Source organism: Limnohabitans sp. Rim8 (genome assembly GCF_945869175.1).
Lineage (GTDB): Bacteria > Pseudomonadota > Gammaproteobacteria > Burkholderiales > Burkholderiaceae_C > Limnohabitans_A.
In genome coordinates, this window is sequence record NZ_CAMBNZ010000062.1 from 1 (window position 1) to 18,116 (window position 18,116).

General features: G+C 59.0%; 24 protein-coding genes. 16 read left to right on the top strand and 8 right to left on the bottom strand.

Going from position 1 to position 18,116, the window contains the following annotated elements:
• The coding region (gene aspS, locus Q0O19_RS09970; protein ID WP_295522548.1) for an aspartate--tRNA ligase at window positions 1–1,251 on the top strand (1,251 nt) is incomplete at its 5' end.
• Window positions 1,252–1,453: 202 nt separating this feature from the next.
• Here aspS and Q0O19_RS09975 read toward each other — a convergent pair.
• Window positions 1,454–1,900, bottom strand: a complete 447-nt coding sequence (locus Q0O19_RS09975; RefSeq protein WP_295522550.1) for an RNA-binding protein — start codon at window positions 1,898–1,900, stop codon at window positions 1,454–1,456.
• A 373-nt stretch (window positions 1,901–2,273) separates the two neighbouring features.
• Here Q0O19_RS09975 and Q0O19_RS09980 point away from each other — a divergent pair, with 373 nt between their 5' ends.
• Window positions 2,274–2,483, top strand: coding sequence for a hypothetical protein (locus Q0O19_RS09980; RefSeq protein ID WP_295522552.1), 210 nt, complete (start codon window positions 2,274–2,276; stop codon window positions 2,481–2,483).
• A 218-nt stretch (window positions 2,484–2,701) separates the two neighbouring features.
• Here Q0O19_RS09980 and Q0O19_RS09985 read toward each other — a convergent pair whose 3' ends face one another.
• Window positions 2,702–3,127: a lytic transglycosylase domain-containing protein gene (locus tag Q0O19_RS09985; protein WP_295522554.1), complete on the bottom strand. Its 426-nt coding sequence runs from the start codon at window positions 3,125–3,127 to the stop codon at window positions 2,702–2,704.
• Between the two features lie 72 nt (window positions 3,128–3,199).
• On the bottom strand, window positions 3,200–3,781 hold the full coding sequence (locus Q0O19_RS09990; RefSeq protein WP_295522556.1) for an ATP-binding cassette domain-containing protein: 582 nt from the start codon (window positions 3,779–3,781) through the stop codon (window positions 3,200–3,202).
• Window positions 3,782–3,986: 205 nt separating this feature from the next.
• Here Q0O19_RS09990 and nudB point away from each other — a divergent pair, with 205 nt between their 5' ends.
• From nudB to Q0O19_RS10055, 13 genes are all read left to right on the top strand, one after another.
• Window positions 3,987–4,454, top strand: a complete 468-nt coding sequence (nudB, locus tag Q0O19_RS09995; protein ID WP_295522557.1) for a dihydroneopterin triphosphate diphosphatase — start codon at window positions 3,987–3,989, stop codon at window positions 4,452–4,454.
• 2 nt (window positions 4,455–4,456) lie between these two features.
• Window positions 4,457–5,209: an endonuclease/exonuclease/phosphatase family protein gene (locus Q0O19_RS10000; protein WP_295522559.1), complete on the top strand. Its 753-nt coding sequence runs from the start codon at window positions 4,457–4,459 to the stop codon at window positions 5,207–5,209.
• A gap of 2 nt (window positions 5,210–5,211) precedes the next feature.
• Complete coding sequence (gene clsB / locus Q0O19_RS10005) at window positions 5,212–6,441, top strand: cardiolipin synthase ClsB (protein ID WP_295522561.1); 1,230 nt, start codon at window positions 5,212–5,214, stop codon at window positions 6,439–6,441.
• Between the two features lie 85 nt (window positions 6,442–6,526).
• Window positions 6,527–7,255 (top strand): GTP cyclohydrolase I, encoded by a 729-nt coding sequence (folE, locus tag Q0O19_RS10010; protein WP_295522592.1) that lies wholly within the window; start codon window positions 6,527–6,529, stop codon window positions 7,253–7,255.
• Window positions 7,256–7,258: 3 nt separating this feature from the next.
• Window positions 7,259–7,681 carry a BLUF domain-containing protein gene (locus Q0O19_RS10015; RefSeq protein ID WP_295522563.1) on the top strand — a complete coding sequence of 141 codons (423 nt, stop codon included), beginning with the start codon at window positions 7,259–7,261 and terminating at the stop codon, window positions 7,679–7,681.
• A 4-nt stretch (window positions 7,682–7,685) separates the two neighbouring features.
• Complete coding sequence (locus Q0O19_RS10020) at window positions 7,686–8,501, top strand: DUF429 domain-containing protein (RefSeq protein WP_295522565.1); 816 nt, start codon at window positions 7,686–7,688, stop codon at window positions 8,499–8,501.
• Window positions 8,502–8,646: 145 nt separating this feature from the next.
• Window positions 8,647–8,931, top strand: coding sequence for a type II toxin-antitoxin system HicA family toxin (locus tag Q0O19_RS10025; protein ID WP_295522567.1), 285 nt, complete (start codon window positions 8,647–8,649; stop codon window positions 8,929–8,931).
• Window positions 8,928–9,266: a type II toxin-antitoxin system HicB family antitoxin gene (locus Q0O19_RS10030; RefSeq protein WP_295522570.1), complete on the top strand. Its 339-nt coding sequence runs from the start codon at window positions 8,928–8,930 to the stop codon at window positions 9,264–9,266. Before Q0O19_RS10025 ends, Q0O19_RS10030 begins: the two co-directional genes overlap by 4 nt.
• Before the next feature lie 48 nt (window positions 9,267–9,314).
• Window positions 9,315–9,809, top strand: a complete 495-nt coding sequence (locus tag Q0O19_RS10035) for a pyridoxamine 5'-phosphate oxidase family protein (RefSeq protein ID WP_295522572.1) — start codon at window positions 9,315–9,317, stop codon at window positions 9,807–9,809.
• The gene (locus Q0O19_RS10040) at window positions 9,806–10,261 is read left to right on the top strand and encodes a GNAT family N-acetyltransferase (protein ID WP_295522574.1); all 456 of its coding nucleotides are present in this window, start codon (window positions 9,806–9,808) and stop codon (window positions 10,259–10,261) included. Before Q0O19_RS10035 ends, Q0O19_RS10040 begins: the two co-directional genes overlap by 4 nt.
• A gap of 151 nt (window positions 10,262–10,412) precedes the next feature.
• A complete protein-coding gene (locus tag Q0O19_RS10045; protein ID WP_295522576.1) occupies window positions 10,413–10,802 on the top strand; it encodes a cupin domain-containing protein in 390 nt (129 codons plus the stop codon).
• Between the two features lie 28 nt (window positions 10,803–10,830).
• Window positions 10,831–11,787: a putative transporter gene (locus Q0O19_RS10050; RefSeq protein ID WP_295522578.1), complete on the top strand. Its 957-nt coding sequence runs from the start codon at window positions 10,831–10,833 to the stop codon at window positions 11,785–11,787.
• Window positions 11,768–12,115, top strand: coding sequence for an SRPBCC domain-containing protein (locus Q0O19_RS10055; RefSeq protein WP_366939065.1), 348 nt, complete (start codon window positions 11,768–11,770; stop codon window positions 12,113–12,115). The genes Q0O19_RS10050 and Q0O19_RS10055 overlap by 20 nt, the downstream gene beginning before the upstream one ends.
• A gap of 5 nt (window positions 12,116–12,120) precedes the next feature.
• Here Q0O19_RS10055 and Q0O19_RS10060 read toward each other — a convergent pair whose 3' ends face one another.
• The 4 genes from Q0O19_RS10060 to Q0O19_RS10075 are packed head-to-tail and all read right to left on the bottom strand — an operon-like array spanning window position 12,121 to window position 17,152.
• Window positions 12,121–13,803, bottom strand: coding sequence for a SulP family inorganic anion transporter (locus Q0O19_RS10060; RefSeq protein WP_295522580.1), 1,683 nt, complete (start codon window positions 13,801–13,803; stop codon window positions 12,121–12,123).
• Between the two features lie 31 nt (window positions 13,804–13,834).
• A complete protein-coding gene (locus Q0O19_RS10065) occupies window positions 13,835–15,169 on the bottom strand; it encodes a sulfatase-like hydrolase/transferase (protein WP_295522582.1) in 1,335 nt (444 codons plus the stop codon).
• 10 nt (window positions 15,170–15,179) lie between these two features.
• The gene (locus Q0O19_RS10070; protein ID WP_295522584.1) at window positions 15,180–16,151 is read right to left on the bottom strand and encodes a tripartite tricarboxylate transporter substrate binding protein; all 972 of its coding nucleotides are present in this window, start codon (window positions 16,149–16,151) and stop codon (window positions 15,180–15,182) included.
• A gap of 23 nt (window positions 16,152–16,174) precedes the next feature.
• Window positions 16,175–17,152 carry a tripartite tricarboxylate transporter substrate-binding protein gene (locus tag Q0O19_RS10075; RefSeq protein WP_295522586.1) on the bottom strand — a complete coding sequence of 326 codons (978 nt, stop codon included), beginning with the start codon at window positions 17,150–17,152 and terminating at the stop codon, window positions 16,175–16,177.
• A gap of 110 nt (window positions 17,153–17,262) precedes the next feature.
• Here Q0O19_RS10075 and Q0O19_RS10080 point away from each other — a divergent pair, with 110 nt between their 5' ends.
• Window positions 17,263–17,784, top strand: coding sequence for a thermonuclease family protein (locus Q0O19_RS10080; RefSeq protein ID WP_295522588.1), 522 nt, complete (start codon window positions 17,263–17,265; stop codon window positions 17,782–17,784).
• Between the two features lie 10 nt (window positions 17,785–17,794).
• Here Q0O19_RS10080 and Q0O19_RS10085 read toward each other — a convergent pair.
• Window positions 17,795–18,116, bottom strand: a 322-nt coding sequence (locus Q0O19_RS10085; protein ID WP_295522590.1) for a ThiF family adenylyltransferase, incomplete at its 5' end; no start/stop codon positions are given.

The window sequence follows — 18,116 nt, forward strand, 5'->3', positions numbered from 1 at the left end:
CAGTTCTTTGCCTTGCCCCAGTCGCCCCAGCTGTTCAAGCAGCTGCTCATGGTTGCGGGCTACGACCGTTATTACCAAATCACCAAGTGCTTCCGTGACGAAGACCTGCGCGCTGACCGCCAGCCCGAATTCACCCAGATCGATAGCGAAACCTCCTTCCTGACCGAAGAAGAAATCCGCGACATGTTCCAGGGCATGATCAAGCGCGTGTTCACCAAAACCATCGGTGTAGACCTTGGCGAGTTCCCGGTCATGACCTACCAGGACGCCATGCACACCTACGGCTCCGACAAGCCCGACCTGCGTGTGAAACTGCAGTTCACCGAAGTCACCGACGTCATGGGCGATGTGGACTTCAAAGTGTTCTCGGGTGCGGCCAACATTAAGGGCGGTCGCGTGGTGGCCCTGCGCGTGCCAGGTGGCTCGGTCGAAGGCGGTGGCATCAGCCGTGGCGAGATCGACGCGTACACCGAGTTCGTCAAGATCTACGGCGCCAAGGGCCTGGCCTACATCCGCGTCAACGACCTGTCCAAAGGCCGTGACGGTTTGCAGTCGCCCATTGTCAAGAACATCCACGACGCAGCATTGAATGCGGTTTTGGAGCGCTCGGGTGCGCAAAACGGCGACTTGATCTTCTTCGGCGCCGACAAGGAAAAAATCGTCAATGACGCGATTGGCGCTTTGCGCATCAAGATCGGCCACAGCGAGTTCGGCAAGAAGAATGGTTTGTTCGAGGACCGCTGGGCGCCGATGTGGGTGGTGGACTTCCCGATGTTCGAATACGACGACGAGAACCAGCGTTACTCCGCTGTGCACCACCCTTTCACTGCGCCCAAAGACGGCCATGAAGATTGGATGGTCACGGCTCCCGAGAAGTGCATCTCCAAGGGTTATGACATGGTGTTGAACGGCTGGGAAATGGGCGGTGGCTCGGTGCGTATCCACCGCGCTGACGTGCAGCAAAAAGTGTTTGATGCCTTGAAAATCACGCCCGAAGAAGCCCAGTTGAAGTTTGGCTTCTTGCTGGACGCTCTGCAATACGGGGCGCCACCACACGGCGGTTTGGCTTTTGGCCTGGACCGCATCGTGACGCTCATGACCGGTGCCGAATCCATCCGCGACGTGATTGCCTTCCCCAAAACCCAACGTGCCCAGTGTTTGCTCACCCAGGCTCCTAGCCCTGTGGACGAAAAACAATTGCGCGAACTGCACATCCGTTTGCGCAATCTGGATGCCGTCAAGGCCGCTTAAACCCCACTGGTTTTGCCCATGACAAACGCCACCTTCGGGTGGCGTTTGTCATGGGCCAGTTTGAGCCAAAGCGCAATCGAGCCTCAGCCCACAAAAAAGGCTTCAAAACCGAAGTCTTGAAGCCTTGAATGCCTGGCACCGCATCAAGCTGCGCCAAAGATTTTTTGAACGGCATCTCTGCCGTTCGCGGGGTTTGCAGGGCTCAGTAGCCGCCGCGGCCGCCACCACCACCACCACCGTAGCCGCCACCGCCGGAGCGATCGCCACCACCACCGTAGCCGCCACCACCGCCGGAACGGCCGCCACCACCACCGTAGCCGCCACCGCCGGAGCGATCACCGCCACCGCCACCGCCGTAACCGCCACCACCACCGAAACCACCGGTGCGAGGAGGACGTGCCTCCATCGGACGGGCTTCGTTCACGGTGATGCTGCGGCCACCCAAAGACTGGCCGTTCATGCCAGCAATAGCGGCTTGCGCTTCGGCATCGCTGCCCATTTCGACAAAGCCGAAACCTTTAGAACGACCTGTGTCGCGTTCCATCATGACTTTGGCGCTGGTGATGGCGCCGAATTCGCCGAATGCCTGCTGCAGGTCTTCGTCGCGAACGGTGTACGGCAAGTTGCCGACGTAAAGTTTATTGCCCATGGAGGACTCCTCAGAAATACAAAAAAACAAAGCGATGGGGTCCCGAAAGCACAACAAACTGAAAACTGCCGCCGTAGCGCGCGAAACTGACCGATCACCTGACTTGTGCCGTTTTTCATGACGTACACGCACGCATTATGGGGCATAGAACACAAATGTGGTTTTTTGTGTGTCCCCACTGTCCATAGGACTTGGCCTGTGGGCGCCAGTTGTGTTGTGTGTGCTGGGACACCGTGCCCCAAGACCAGCGACAAATACATCCCCATTCAGCCCACAGCCTTCGTAAACTGAAGCGATGCCAAGGCTTGGGCTGGCTCAACCACACCACCCGCGCGATGGGCCGCAACACCGTGTCCAGCGGCCTTGAAGGCGCATGGACCATGCACCCCACCAATGGGACAACGGTTATATCCGCATGCTGCTCAAGTACGAATGGGAATTCACGCGCAGCTCTGCAGGGGCCTCGCAATGGCAAGCCATCCACATTCAAGCTGAAGACATGCCGGTGGATGTGGAAGATTCTTTCATTCGCGTGCAACCCATGATGACCGACGCCGACATGGCCCTGAAGATGGACCCTTGAGTACCGCGAAATTTCAGAGCGCTTTGACAAAGACCCGGCCTACTTCAGCGAGGTGTTTGCACGCGAGTGGTTCAAACTGTCGCACCGCGACTCGAGCCTCAAGGCCCGCTACATCGGCCCTGAAATGCCACAACAAGACGCTACTTGTTGTAAATGATGGTCTTTGGCGACGGCCAAGGGTGTCAAAGCGGCGTTTGAGGACACGCTTGTCCTGCGCGTCAGCGCTTGGGCTGGGTGCGAACCAATGCCCTTTGCACCAATTGTTGGTAACGCAAATTGTGTTCGGGTGTGGTTGAATGGTAAGCGGCCACCCCGAACCAGGTGTTGCCATGCCGCAGCAAGCTGCGCTTGAGGTGCCAAGCCGCCACATGGGTGGCCACGCAAGGGTCCAGCAATTTATGGGGGGTAATGCCCCATTGGGCCAATTCTGGAAAGTGGATCGAGTTGATTTGTGCCATGCCCACGTCCATGGTGCCGTTTCGGTTGTGGTTCACCACATCGGCACGCATGCCGGATTCAACCCACAAGATGGCGCGCAATATTTGCGGGTTCACACCATGGCGTTGCGCCGCAGGGACCAAGCAACGTTCTGCCGCCGCCGTTGGGGCAGCTTGGGGGCTGAAGGTGGTCTGGCCCAGGGCCATGCCTTGTCCAGTTAAAAAAGCGAGTGGCAAGGCCCATGCCCAACGCAGACGAATGAAAAAGGAATGCGGCATTCAACCCATATCGTCAGGACGGCATGCTTCTTGAGCTTGAAGTGCCAATACGGCGGCCAAAGGCATGTCAGCTGGTTTTTCGTAGTCAGCAATCAAGTAGGCCCTTTGTGGGTCCCGGCCAAGGTTCGTCAAAATTTCTTTGAAGACGCGGATGGACGCCTGGTCGAGTGAGACAAACGGTTGATCCAGCAATGTGACCTTGGCCCCCGAGGCCAAAGCAGCCACCAAACCTACTTTGCGGCGGCTGCCGGTGGACAGCATGTTCAGCCGCTTGTCCAAATGGGGTGTCAATTGCAAAGCCTTGGCCAAAGCATTTTGGCTGGCCTCTGACCATGTGGGCCAGTTTTTGGCAAAAGCTTCCCAGCATTGACCGGGGGTGGATTCATCGCTCATGGGCAAGCGCAAGTCTGTCCAAAAGACCCAGCTTGGCGTTGGCGTTGACAAAGGCACATCAACGCCCAGCACGCGAAGTTCACCGGACTTGGCGACCAAATCGCCCGACAACAAACGCAAAAGGCTGGTTTTTCCCGAGCCTTCATCGCCCAGCAGTGCGGACAAGCCCGCCGGCAGGCGCAGATCCATGTCTTTGAAGATTAAAAGCGAGTCTGGACCACCGTTCAAACCCCTGACTTCCATCAGGGGATTGAACGTTTCTGTCTGTGGGCGTAGGGTGGAAATCGACATGGCTTCGATGCTATCAGCAGCGGGTGATGCAGAGGATGAATGCCCTCTAGGCGCTGACTACAATGGCTGTGAGTGGTATTGGTCCCACGGAGAAGCAAAGCCCATGTCTGACCCTGTGGTTTACAAAATTCCGGAATCGGTTCTGGTGGTCATCCACACGCCTGCCAAAGAGGTGCTTCTCCTACGCCGAACGGATTCGGGCACTTGGCAGTCGGTCACGGGCAGCAAAGACCATCCGGCTGAAACATGGCTTGAAACCGCCATCCGAGAGGTGCGGGAAGAGACCGGCATCGACGCACAACAGCCGGGCTGCTGCTTGCACGACTGGGAGCTGGAAAACCAATACGACATTTACCCGGCCTGGCGTTGGCGCTATCACCCCGAGGTGAGCCGCAACACCGAGCGCCTGTTTGGTTTGCGCGTGCCTGAGAAGTTGCCAATCACCCTGAGCCCTGCCGAGCACACTGAGTGGCAATGGCAGCCTTGGCAGGTGGCCGCTGACCAGTGTTTTTCCCCATCCAATGCCGAAGCCATTTTGATGCTGCCGCGCTTGTTCAAACCCCTTGTCTGAACATGCCCCAAAGAGACGAGCACCCCATCTTGCGTGTGGCCACCTACAACATCCACAAGGGTGTTCAGGGTTTGGGGCCAGCCAGGCGATTGGAAATTCACAACCTGGGGCATGCAGTGGAGCAACTCGATGCCGACATCGTGTGCTTGCAAGAGGTGCGCCGAATGCACCGGGGTGAAGCGCGTTATTTTCCGCATTGGCCCAGCCAGCCTCAGGCCGAGTATTTGGCCCCCGAAGGTTACGAGGCGATTTACCGCACCAATGCCATCACCCGTCATGGCGAGCATGGCAACGCCTTGTTGTCGCGCTGGCCCGTGCTGTCGCACCAGCACCAAGACATGTCGGACCATCGCTTTGAGCAGCGCGGTTTGCTGCACAGCACGGTGCAGGTGGTGGACCGTGTGGTGCATGTGATCGTGGTGCACTTGGGGCTGGTGCCCGCCAGCCGCATGCGACAGGTGGTGCAGTTGCTGGCCTTCATCGATCAGGCTATTCCGGCAGCGGCCCCGGTTTTGGTGGCGGGCGACTTTAACGATTGGGGCACGGGTTTGGGGCGGCGGATGGCAGGCGCGGGATTTCGGGAATGGCGTGAGCAGCCGACACCGACCTACCCGTCGCGTTTGCCGTTGAACCAACTGGACCATGTCTATGCCCGGGGCCTGACCCCGGTGCACGCCATGGCGCCTACGGGACGGATTTGGCAACGCATGTCCGACCATCTGCCTTTGGTCGCCGAGTTCGCCTGGGTGGACTGAGCATGCGACACAGCCCGCCTTTGCGAGACGGTCACCAAGTCCGCTTGATAGAGGGTGGTCAAGCTTATTTTGAGGCGCTGGTCGCTGCAGTGGACCAAGCCCGCTCGCAGGTGCACATTGAAACCTATATTTTTGATTTCCATGGTGCCGCCGCCTCGGTGGCCGAAGCGCTGGAGCGGGCCGCTTTGCGAGGGCTGCGTGTGTGGGTGGTGGTGGATGGAGTGGGTACACCCAAACTGCCTGCACAATGGCGCGAGCGTTTTGAGCGCGCCGGGGTGGACTGGCGCGTGTATTCGCCATTGGGAACCTTCGGCTTGCTGATCCCCAGCCGCTGGCGACGTTTGCACCGCAAACTTTGCGTGGTTGACGGACATTTGGCTTTTTGCGGCGGCATCAACATACTGGACGACTGGTATGACCCACACCATGGCACGTTGGCGCTGCCTCGCTTGGATTTTGCTGTGTGTGCACGGGGTGCTTTGGTGCAGCAAGTGCAGGAATCTATGGTGCAACTGTGGTGGCGGCTGCAGGCGGCTCGGCATGTCCGGCAACAAGAATTTCCCGAGGCATTCAGCTCCTTTCGAGCGGCGGGCTCACATGCGTCCTGGACACATGAAGACGCCAACGCCTTGGACCCCCACGGCGTCTCCAAGGCAGGATTGTTGTTGCGCGACAACGTTTTGAACCGAAGTCAGATCGAGCGGGCTTACCTGAAGGCCATTGGCGCTGCCCGGCATGAGATCGTGATCGCCAGCGCCTATTTTTTGCCCGGCCGACGCCTTCGCAAAGCCTTGGTGCATGCCGCGCAGCGGGGGGTTCGGGTGCGCTTGTTGTTGCAAGGGCGGTATGAATATTTCATGCAATACCATGCTGCCCGTCCGGTTTATGGTGCGCTGTTGGCGGCAGGTGTGGAGATTCATGAATACACCGCCAGCTTCTTGCACGCCAAGGTGGCCGTGGTCGACCCGGACAACGACCGCCCTTGGGCCACGGTGGGCTCATCTAACTTGGATCCGCTCAGTTTGCTGTTGGCCCGAGAAGCCAACGTGGTGGTGGCCGACAAAGCTTTTGCACAGCAGTTGCACCAGCGCTTGCAATGGGCCATCGCGCAGCAGAGCACCCCCGTGGTGGCTTCGATTTACACCCAGCGGCCTTGGCACCAAAGGCTCAGAGATGGGGTGGCATTTGCTTTGATGCGTTTGGCCTTGTTTTTGACGGGCAAACGCTACTGATAAGACGATTTCCCTCGCTTAGGGTGGACGATAAGGCCCAGCCGCTGGAGGGTGCTCAATCGCTGTTACGATCAATCTCATGTTAATGAAAGCCCCAGACGCCATGACTGCTTCTGCCGCCACGCCCGAAGATGACGGCGTACCCGTTTCGGTAAAAATCCGCGAGCGCATCCACGCATCCCGTAAACGCTTTCACGCGAATGACAACATTGCAGAGTTCATTGAGCCTGGCGAACTCGACAAACTGCTCGATGAAGTCACCGACAAAATGGCGGGCGTGCTCGACAGCTTGGTCATCGATACGGTCAATGACCACAACACAGGTGATACGGCCCGCCGTGTGGCCAAGATGTACCTCAAGGAAGTGTTCAAGGGCCGCTACGTGGAAGCCCCTGAGATCACCGAATTCCCCAATGCTGAGCACCTGAACGAACTGATGATCGTCGGACCCATAACCGTGCGCAGCGCTTGCAGCCACCACTTTTGTCCCGTCATCGGGAAGATCTGGATCGGTGTCTTGCCCAATGAGCACACCAACGTGATTGGCTTGTCCAAATACGCCCGTTTGGCCGAATGGATCATGGGCCGACCTCAGATCCAGGAAGAAGCCGTGGTGCAATTGGCCGATCTGATCCAGCGCAAAACCCAGCCCGACGGTCTGGCGATTGTCATGGAGGCTAGCCACTACTGCATGGGCTGGCGTGGGGTGAAGGACATGGACAGCAAGATGATCAACTCGGTCATGCGCGGTGCTTTCCTCAAAGATCCCAACTTGCGCCGTGAATTTTTGGCCCTGATCCCCGGAAGGAAATAAACCATGTTAGTGCGCCTGCTTTACGCCAGCCGTGTCGTGGATTCGAGTTCTGAGACCATCAATGCCATCTTGGCCCAATCGCGACAGTTCAATCCGAGCAGCGGCATCACCGGCATTCTTTGCTACGGTGGTGGCATCTTTTTGCAAGCCATTGAAGGTGGGCGCAACGCCGTGAGCGAGTTGTATGGCCATATTCAGAAAGATGCTCGTCACAAGGACGTGGTGTTGCTGCACTACGAAGAAATCAGCGAACGCCGCTTCGGTGGTTGGACCATGGGCCAAGTCGATGCATCACGGGTCAACACCAATATCCTGCTCAAATACTCCGAGCGTGCCGAACTGGACCCCTACAACGTGTCGGGCAAAGTTTCACTCGCGCTGCTGGAAGAGTTGATGGCCACCGCGTCCATCATTGGTCGCGCCTGAAACCATGCAGCTCATTGGCTGCGACTTTTCCAGCAGCCCCTCCAAACGCAAGCCCGTCGTGCTGGCTTTGGGCCACACCCGGCAGGGCAGGGTGAAGCTGCAGGCGCTGCAGACCTTTGAAAACCTGAGGGCGTTTGGCGACTGGCTGGCGCAACCCGCCGACTGGGTGGGGGGTTTTGATTTGCCTTTCGGACTGCCGCGCGAGTTGGTCGAAACCCTGGGCTGGCCCACAGACTGGGCCGCTTGCATGGACCATTACTGCGCCTTGGAGCGTGCGCAAATTCGTGATCAGTTTGCGGCCTTTTCCAACGCCCGCCCTGTGGGTGGCAAATTTGCGCACCGTGCCACCGATCAACCCGCAGGCTCCAGCCCGTCCATGAAATGGGTCAACCCGCCCGTGGCTTACATGCTGCACGCCGGCGTGCCCCTGTTGCGCCTAGCGGGTGTGCACCTCCCCGGCTTGCACGCAGGCGACCCCCGCCGCGTGGCGCTGGAGGCCTACCCCGGCCTGCTCGCACGCGAGGTCTTGGGCAACACCAGCTATAAAAGCGACGACAAAGCCAAACAAACGCCGGAGCGCTTGCTGGCCCGGCGCGAATTGCTGGGCGCTCTTGAGCGGGGAGAGACGCGGCTGGGTCTGCGTTTGGTGGCCAGCAACACGCTCATGGGTCGGTTAGCCGACGACGCTAGCGGTGACGCGTTGGACGCGACTTTATGCCTGATGCAAGCGGCCTGGGCGCAGCAGCAGCACGAAGCGGGACACCCGCAACACGGCTTACCGCCTTGTGATCCGCTGGAGGGGTGGATCGTCACCGCTTGAAAGCGGTGCCAATCAGCATGGTGTTCAGCGCAAGGTCGTCCCTGAACGAATGCGGGTTCATGTCAAAGTCGATTTGAAAGCCTCTGTCCAATGACCGGTGCATAATTAATGAATATAAAAATATTCATTAATTATGGGTGTTGACATGATTGCACTTTTTGATAGCATTCCTCATGTCCGTACAAAGCACCGAAAAACCTTGAGCGCCGTATTTGCCAAACCCACTTTGGCCACGCTGGTTTTTGCAGACATTGAATCGCTGCTGGTGGCCTTGGGTGGTGTGGTGCATGAACGTGAAGGTTCTCGCGTCAAGATCACCCTCAAAGATGATCAATGGCGTTGTCATCGCCCGCATCCAGGCAAAGAGGCCAAGCGCTATCAAGTGGAAGAAGTACGCGAGCTGTTAGAAAGAATCGGAGTCCACCCATGAACACCATGACGTACAAGAACTATTTGGCCCGCATCGAGTTTGATGAGCGGGACAACATTTTTGTGGGCCGTGTTTTGGGCCTGCGCTGCATCATCAGTTTTCACGGCGAAACCGTGTCAGAGCTTCGGCATGAATTTGAAGTGGCGATTGATGATTTTTTGGAAGACTGCAAGGCCCAAGGCATTGCACCTGAGAAACCAGCCTCAGGCAAACTCATGTTGCGCGTACCGCCTGAAACCCATGGCGCCGCCTTGGTGGCGGCACAAGCCGCAGGGAAGAGCTTGAATCAGTGGGCGTCCGAGGTATTGCAATCCGCAGCGAGCGCGGCTGCATAACTAAGGATTTATAAACATGGCGGCCACCGCAGGGAAACGGAACGGGGCATGAGTCCTGAACAGGCGCTTTTGACGGACGCCACCCGGGAAACTGCCCGCCGCAGCGTGCTGTGCTGGCTGGCTACGGTGGATGCCAAGGGTCAACCCAACGTGTCGCCGAAAGAAGTCTGGGCGATTGCCAACGACCAGCATGTGGTGGTGGCGCACATTGCTTCGCCTGTGAGCGCTCGCAATATCGCGCATTACTCGCATGTGTGTTTGAGCTTTGTCGATGTGTTTGTGCAAAAGGGCTTCAAGCTTTTGGGCAGAGCCCGCGAGGTGCGTGCAGGCAATACCGAATTTGCGACCTGGGCCAAGCCATTGCTGGCCATGGTGGGGAAGCGCTTCACCATCCAAAGCGTGTTGGTGGTTCATGTGACATCCGTTTCCGCCATCGTGGCGCCCAGCTACCGCTTTTACCCTGAAGAATCTACCGAGGCTTCGCATGTGGTCTCGGGCATGCGAGCCTACAAGGTCCAACCCGAAAAACAGGAGAACCCATGAATTCGATCACCATTCGTCAAACCGTGCTGGCTGATCTGGATGTTGTGGCTGGCTTGTTCGATGGCTATCGACAGTTTTATGACCAGGTCAGTGATCTGGTGGGCGCTCGGAACTTTCTGCGGGCACGCGTTGAGCACGGGCAATCGGTCATTCTGTTGGCCGAGTCACGAGGGCAAGCTGTGGGCTTTACGCAGCTGTACCCGAGTTTTTCGTCCGTGTCGATGGCGCGGGTTTATGTGCTCAACGATTTATATGTTGCGCCATCCGCACGGAGAATGGGTGTTGGCGAGCGATTGTTGAAAGCAGCTTCTGACCATGCGGTTCAAATGGGCGCAGTGCGCTTGTCTTTGAACACAGATGTGAAGAACGTGCCAGCGCAAGCTTTGTACGAGTCCATGGGCTGGGCGCGTGATCAAAAATTCTATACCTACCACTTGACTTTGAAGCCATGAAAGTCTCCAGAGCAGGCCAATCGTCTTGCACTCCAGCTATCCATTAAGCAGCTGAAAGTGGCCATGTTGGTGGGTGACAGCATCTCTCCCTAGTTGGCCTTACGATGATTGTCCTCGTACAACCGAATGCAGTGACCTCAAGGAGATGCCCATGACAACAGCAGGTTTTGTGGTGACCCACGCCAAGGATGCCCAGTTCGAGCGCGGCCTTCGGGCGTTTTTTGAATACCGTGATTTGGGAATGAAGCAGGCCACCCAAGGGCGGGTCACGGCCAGCGTCATTCGCGCCGCTGGCGGAAAAGAGTTTTCAAGCCAACCGCACTTGCACCACACCGAATTCCAATTCGTTTATGTGCTCAAGGGCTGGATCGAGTTTGAATACGAGGGGCAAGGCGTCGTGCGCATGGAGGCGGGCTCGTGTGTGCACCAGCCGCCTGGCATTCGCCACCGAGAGTTGGGACACAGCGACGACGTGGAGTTGCTCGAAGTGGTGCTGCCAGCAGATTTCAAGACCGAGACCGTGGACAGCGTCAATCCTTGACGCACCACCCTCACGATAAGGCAGCTTGATGTTCCACAGTTTTTTTCTCTCGCGCCGTTGGGCCCTGTGGGCCTGGGGAGGGTTGTTGGTGTTGGTGGCGCTGGTGTTCATCACCGTGCAGCAGACCGTCAAGCTCAACAGCTGGTACGGCGAGTTTTACGATTTGTTGCAAAAGCCCGAGCAGGCGGGTGGGCTGGAGAAGTTCTGGGGCTTCATGGTTCAGTTTGCCTGGATTGCGTTTCCCTACATGGTGCTGCGCAGTGTGGAAACTTACCTGGCTTCGCACTACGCCTTCCGTTGGCGCCAGGCCATGACGGAGTTGTACCTGCCCCGCTGGCAAAACACCGACGAAACCGTGGAAGGGGCTTCGCAGCGCATTCAGGAAGATTGCATGCGCTTTGCCCGCCAAACCGAGAACTTGGGGTTGGGGCTGGTGCGTGCCTTGCTCACCTTGGCCTCCTTCATTCCGATTTTGTGGGCACTGTCCCAAGGTATGGCCATTGCTTGGCTGCAGTTCGAGGGCTCGCTGTTTTGGGTGGCCTTGACCGCCGCAGTAGGTGGCACGGTGCTGTCTTGGTTTGTGGGCATTCGCTTGCCAGGGCTGGAGTACAACAACCAAAAAACCGAAGCGGCCTTGCGCAAGGACCTGGTGTATGCCGAAGACGACCGCAGCCGCATGGACTTGCCCACCGTCATGAACTTGTTCACGGGGGTGCGCTTGAACAACTTCCGGCTGTTCAACCACTACGCGTACTTTCACTTGTGGAGCAATTTTTACAGCCAGACCATGGTGATTTTCCCGTACCTGCTGATGGGGCCGTCACTGTTCACGGGCTTGATCACGTTGGGCGTGATCCAGCAAGTGAGCAATGCCTTTGGCAAAGTGAACGAGGCTTTTTCATACCTGATTGAGCGCTGGACCGACATCACCGAATTGCGCTCGATTTACAAGCGATTGACCGAGTTTGAGAAAACTTTGGCCTGAGCGTGTGCAAGAGATGGACCCCCGTGTGGGCGGCAGTTACCGCATGTCGTTCACAAACTTGGGCAATGGCCAGAGCCACAGTTTTGGCAGCACCTTTTTGGAACTGGTCAAGGGTGAGCGCTTGAGCCACACCGACACCTTCGATGATCCGAACTTGCCCGGTCAAATGGCGACCACGGTCATCTTCAAGACTGTGATGGTTGGCACCGAGGTGAACATTGAGCAGGCGGGTATTCCGGACATGTTTCCGCCTGAGGCCTGCTGCCTGGGCTGGCAAGGGTCGCTCCAATTGCTGGCGCTGTTGGTCGAGGCCAAAATTCCCGGATAAGCCGTTCAGATGGCCGCTGTACCCATGTCGTCTGGAGGCGGGTCAAACGCTTTGAGTGCGTTCAGGGCTTCAGCGTCGGTGCGGTACAGCTTGAGCCAAGGTCCGTCGCCCAGCTCGCCAGCACGGCGCAACGCGTTTTCGACCGGTAATTTGATGCCGCTGATGTGCAAGGTGATGCCCCGGCTGGTCAGTTGACGGTGCAATTGGCCAAAGGTCTCCACCCCCGTGGCATCGACCCGGTTGATGGGTTGGGCGAACAGGCAGACATGCTGGACATCGGGATGCAGCGTCAAGTGGTCGCTGATGGCCCGCTCAAAACTGCTGGCCGCTGCAAAGTCGAGTTCGGCGTCCATCCGCAGTGCGTAAAGGTTTTTTGCCAGCGGAGGCAGTTGCCACAGGTGGCGATCACGCAGGCTGCCGTCGGGGTGCAGACCCACCTCAATGATGCGGGGGTGCAGCCGGGTGTGCAAAAAGTGGCTCAAACCCATCAGCACACCGGCCATGACGCCCCAATAAATGCGCGGTGCGGTGGCCAAGGTGATGGCAAAGGTCACAGCCGCTGTGACAGCCTCGGCGCGGTCAATGCGCCAGAGCTTGATGAATTGATGTGGTTGAAACAAATTGAGCACCGCCACGATCACTGCAGCGGCCATGACTGAGCGGGGTACATATTGCAACGCGGGCATCAACAGCAGCAGTGCCAGCAGTACAAAGCCGACCGAGGCCACCACCGCCCAGCCGGTCCGGGCGCCCGCGTAGAGCATGAGCGCTGAGCGCGAGAACGAGGTGCTGGTCGGAAAGCTGCCCGACAAGGCCGAGGCCAGTTTGGCCAGCCCTTGGCTGAAAAGTTCGGTGCTGTCGTCCCAGCGTTTGCCGTCGCGCTGGCATTCGATGCGGGCGCTGGAGGCGGTTTCCAAAAAGCTCACCAGGGCAATCACCATGGCCGGCACCCACAATTGGTTGAGTACATCCAGGCTTGGCCACACGGGCCAATACAAGTCAGGCAGGCCCGAAGGCAGCAGGCCCACGACAGCACCGTGTTGGGTGTAGTCGCTGGCGTAGCCCAGCAACGAAGTTGCTGCCATCACCAGCATGATGCCCGGCCAGCGGGGTTTGAAGTGACGCAGCAGTAAGAGCGCCGCCAGGCTGCCCAAACCAAAAAGGGCTGGCCAGCCCACCAGCCAAGTGCCCCAGCTTTGCACGTCCCAGCGCCAGGCAGGGATGCCCAGCAGTGCGGGCACTTGCGAGGCCATGATCAGCAGTGACGCGGCTTGTGTGAAGCCCATCATCACCGGTGAGCTGATCAAGTTGATGAGCCATCCGTAGCTGCCCAAGCCCAGCAACAACTGGATACCCCCTGACAACAATGCGAGCCAAACCGCCAAAGACACCCATTGGGGGGAGCCGGGTTCGGCCAGGCCGGTGAGCGACGCGCCAATCAGCACGCTGGTCAATGCCGCAGGACCCACAGACAAACGGTTGGCACTGCCGAACAACACCGCCAGCAAGGCGGGCACCAAGCAGGCGTACAAGCCCGTGACCAGGGGCATGCCCGCCAAGCCCGCATAGGCCACGGCCTGCGGCACCATGACCAGGGCCACGGTGAGTCCGGCCAGCACTTCGGTACGTGCCAGTTCGTGCGACAGGCGCGGCCAATGGCGAAAGGTCAAAAAACGTTGCAGATGCATGCCCTATCTTAGTGACCAGTCGGGTCAGGCTTCAGCGCTGAGGCATGTCTTTGACCGAGTAGCCCAGACTGACGGTGGCGTCTTCGGGGATGGCGGGCACTGTGGCATCCCAGGCCTCCCACGCTGCGCGCATGGTGTTCAGGCGCTCGGGTTCGCGCTGGGCGAGGTTGGCACGCTCGCGCTCGTCCGCGGGGATGTTGAAGAGGTAGTCGTTGCCGTCCACCCGCAGGTATTTGTAGTCGCCCATCCGCAGAGCGCGCTGGCCCCGGTGGTTCATGCGCCAATACAGCGGTCGCTCAAATTGGTGTTGGGCGTCTCGCAGCACAGGCGCCATCGACACGCCGTCGAAAGGCAGCGAGGCATCGGCTGTTGCGCCAGCCAATTCCACCAGGGTGGCCGACCAGTCCATGGTCATGCATTGCTGGGTGGAGGTGCCGCCCGGCGCGATGACGGCGGGCCAGTGGGCGATCCACGGCACGCGGATGCCGCCTTCGGTCAGGTCCATCTTGCCGCCCACCAACGGCCAGTTGTCGCTGAAGCGTTCGCCGCCGTTGTCGCTGGTGAAGACGATCAAGGTGTTGTCGAGTTGGCCCGTTTTCTTGAGCGCGTCGACCACCCAGCCAATGCCTTCGTCCATGTGGTGGATCATGCGGTGGTAGGTGTGGATGTTGCCGCCGTGCAGGTGGAACAGGTTGTCCTTGACCTCTTGGGCCAGCGCATGGTCTTCGCGGGTTTCCCAAGGCCAGTGCGGCGCGGTGTAGTGCAGGCTCAAGAAAAAAGGCGTGCCTTGTCCAGCACCCGGCGCCATGCGTTCGACAAAATCCACCGCTTTATGCGAGATCAAGTCGGTCAGGTAGCCGTCTTCGTGCTTCTCTTCTTCGTTGGTGTACAAGTCGTGCATGCCGTTGTTGCTGGCGTGGGTGAAGTAGTCCACCCCACCCGACATGGGGCCGAAAAATTCCTCGTAACCCGACTTGAGGGGGCTGAAGTGCGGCGGGTAGCCCAAATGCCATTTGCCGATCAGCGCCGTGCGGTAGCCGCTGGCCTTGAGCAGGGAGGGCAGCGTGGGGTGTTCGGGTGGCAGGCCCAACACCTTGCTGCCTTTGCTCTTGCTGTTGATGGGCTCGTCCGCACCGCCGCGCAGGCGGTACTGGTAGCGGGCCGTCATCAACGCAAAGCGGGTGGGCGAGCACACAGGCGAGTTGGCATAACCCTGCGTGAACTTGAGGCCCGCAGCGGCGAGCTGATCGAGTACGGGCGAGACCTTGCCAAATTGTGCATCGCGGCCGCCATAGCAGCCCAGGTCTGCAAAGCCGAGGTCGTCGGCCACGATGAAGAGGATGTTGGGGCGTTGTGGGGTGGTCATGCGAAAGAGGTCAATCGACCTTCATGCCAGTAGCGCGGATCACGCGGCCATAGTTGTCAGAGAGTTTGCTCAGCCGTGCAACTGCGGCGCTGCCACTCAGGCCTTCGTAGGCCATGTCCAGGTCGTTCAGGCGGGTTTGCAGCTCGGGGCGCGCCAAGGCGTCGGTGATGGCTTTGGCCATGGTTTGCATCAGGGGCTCGGGCGTGCTGCCCGGGGCCATGACCACGTAGAGCACTTCGCTTTCCAGGTCTTTGAAGCCCGCTTCGGTCACGGTGGGCACTTCGGGGGCCAGGCGCGATCGCTTTTGGCTGGTCACGGCCAGTGCGTTGATTTTGCCGCCTTTGACTTGGGGCAGCATGCCGGGTGTGGCCAGCGTGCCGCCTTGGACTTCACCCGAGACCACGGCCATCACAGCAGGTGAGTTGCCACGGTAAGGGATGTGCACCAGTCTCGTGGCGGCTGAGACGTTGGCCATGTTGACCCACAGGTGGCCAGGTGAGCCGTTGCCCCCAGAGCTGAAGTTCAGGCTGCGTTCGCGCGCTGCCTGCATGAATTCCTTGACGGTCTTGATGCCAGTGCCGGGATGCACTCCCAAGAGCAGGCCAGAACTGGAGATCACCACCAGCGGTTTGAGGTCAGCGTCCTTGAAGGGCATGACCTTGTAGATGTGCGGGTTGATGGTGTGGGTCGTGTCGATGCCCCACAACAAAGTGTGGCCATCGGGTGCCGACTTGGCCACCCAATCAGCCCCCACATTGCCCGCAGCGCCGGGTTTGTTGTCGACCACAAAGGGCTGGTTGAACTGCTTTTGCAGCACATCGCCCACCGCGCGGGCCAAAATGTCTGAAGGGCCTCCCGGCGGAAAGCTGTTGACGAATTTGACCGGTTTGTTCGGCCAAGAGGGGGCTTGGGCCCAAACCGTGCTTCCCCACAGCAGGGCCAAGCTGGCCATCCAGCAAGTGCGTCTCATGACATTGGGCATGGTGATCTCCGTGTGGTGTGCCATCAATCCAGCTGAACGCCCGTGGCCTTGATGGGTTTTTCCCAGCGGTTCAGGTCGACTTTTTGCGCAGCCGCCAGATCTGCCGAGTTCGAGCCAATGGGATCCAGTCCCAATTTGATCATTTTGTCTTTCATGGCCGGATCGCGTGCGATCTTCATCATGGCTTTCTCCAAGCGGGCCAGGGCATCGCCTTTCAGGCCTGCGGGGCCGTACATCGCGAACCAAGCTGTGGCTTCCATGTTGATGCCCGACTCCTTGAGGGTGGGCACTTCCGGCACTTGCGAATCACGCTGGCTGCCGGTCACGGCAATGATGCGCACTTTGCCTGCGCGGTGCATTTCGGCGGTTTCGGAGACCACGTCAAACTTGTAGCCAATGTGGCCACCCAGCAAAGCGTTGTTGGCCGGTGCACCGCCCTGGAAGGGCACATGGTTCAGGCTGATGCCTGCCGACTGCTCCATCAACACACCCATGAAGTGCGGCAAGGTGCCCGCGCCGGGCGTGCCGTAACTGGCCGAGCCGGGGTCGGTCTTGGCTTTGGACACCATCTCCGCCACGTTTTTCACGTTGCTGGCGGGGCCCGAGACCACACCAAACTGGAAACGGGCGATTTGCGAGACGGGTGTGAAATCTTTCACCGCGTCGTAGTCGAGCTTTTTGTAAACGTGGGGGAACAGCACCATCGGTCCGCTGGGCAAGACGATCACGGTTTGGCCATCGGGCTTGGCGGCTTTGACGATGTTCAGCGCAATGCGCCCGCCCGCACCGGGTTTGTTGTCCACCATGATGGTGCCGAAATCGTCGCGCAACGCATCGGCCACCATTCGGGCCAGAACGTCGGCCGAGCCGCCGGGTGGAAAGCCCACCAGGATTTTGAGCGGTGGCTTGTCTTGGGCCTGCAGGCCAGGCGAGAGCGCAGTCAGTGAGAGCACCGCCAAGCTCAGTGCGCGGCGAGTGAAGGCGCGTTGGATGTCATTCATCAAGTTCTCCTAAGGACGGGCCAAGCGTGGCGCGGATTGAAATCGATAGTCTGTTGAATGTAGCGCCTTCGGCGACAATGAGCTTCTTGAATCCCCCCCTGAAAACCCTGATGTCTTTGCGTCATTTTTCCCGATACCTCAGGCCCGTCCAGTGCCTGGTCGCCTTGCTCTGGTGCTTGCCTGGGGGTGTGCAAGCGGCCGAATCTTGGACGGGATGGGTCAGCTGGGTCATGGATGGCGACACGGTATTGCTGGTGCGCGAAGGCCAGCACGAACCGGTCAAATTGCGCATCCAAGGCATTGACGCCCCCGAGAGCTGCCAGCCCGGTGGGAGTGCATCACGCGATGCATTGATTGGCTTGGCGCTGCGCAAGTCGGTGCAAGTGGAAGATCAGGGCCAAGACAGTTATGGGCGGCAGATTGGGCGTTTGTCGGTGAACGGTGTCGATCTGGGGGCCGAGATGGTGCGCTCAGGCATGGCCTGGGCCTACAAATTTCGCACTGGCAAAGGCCCTTATGCGGGTTTGCAGCGGCAGGCACAACAGCAAAAAACGGGTTTGTTTGGTGACACCGAGACGGCCATGTCGCCGCCCATATTCAGAAAATTCCATGGCACTTGCCATGGCTTTTGATTGAATGACATCAATCCAGGCGGCGCCCCGCGCACACCGGGCAATCCGGGTTGCGTTGCATGCGGATGTCGGTCCATGACAGATCGCGTCCATCGAGCATCAACAATCGTCCTGCCATCTGGCTGCCCATGCCGCTCAAGATTTTGAGGGCTTCGGCGGCTTGAACTGAGCCGATGATGCCCACCAATGGGGCAAACACCCCCATGGTGGCGCAGCGGGTTTCTTCGGGGGCTTGCTCGGGCGGGAAAATGCAGGCGTAACAAGGGGCCTGCGTCTGGGTGCTGTCGAACACCGACACTTGCCCGTCCATGCGGATGGCCGCGCCCGACACC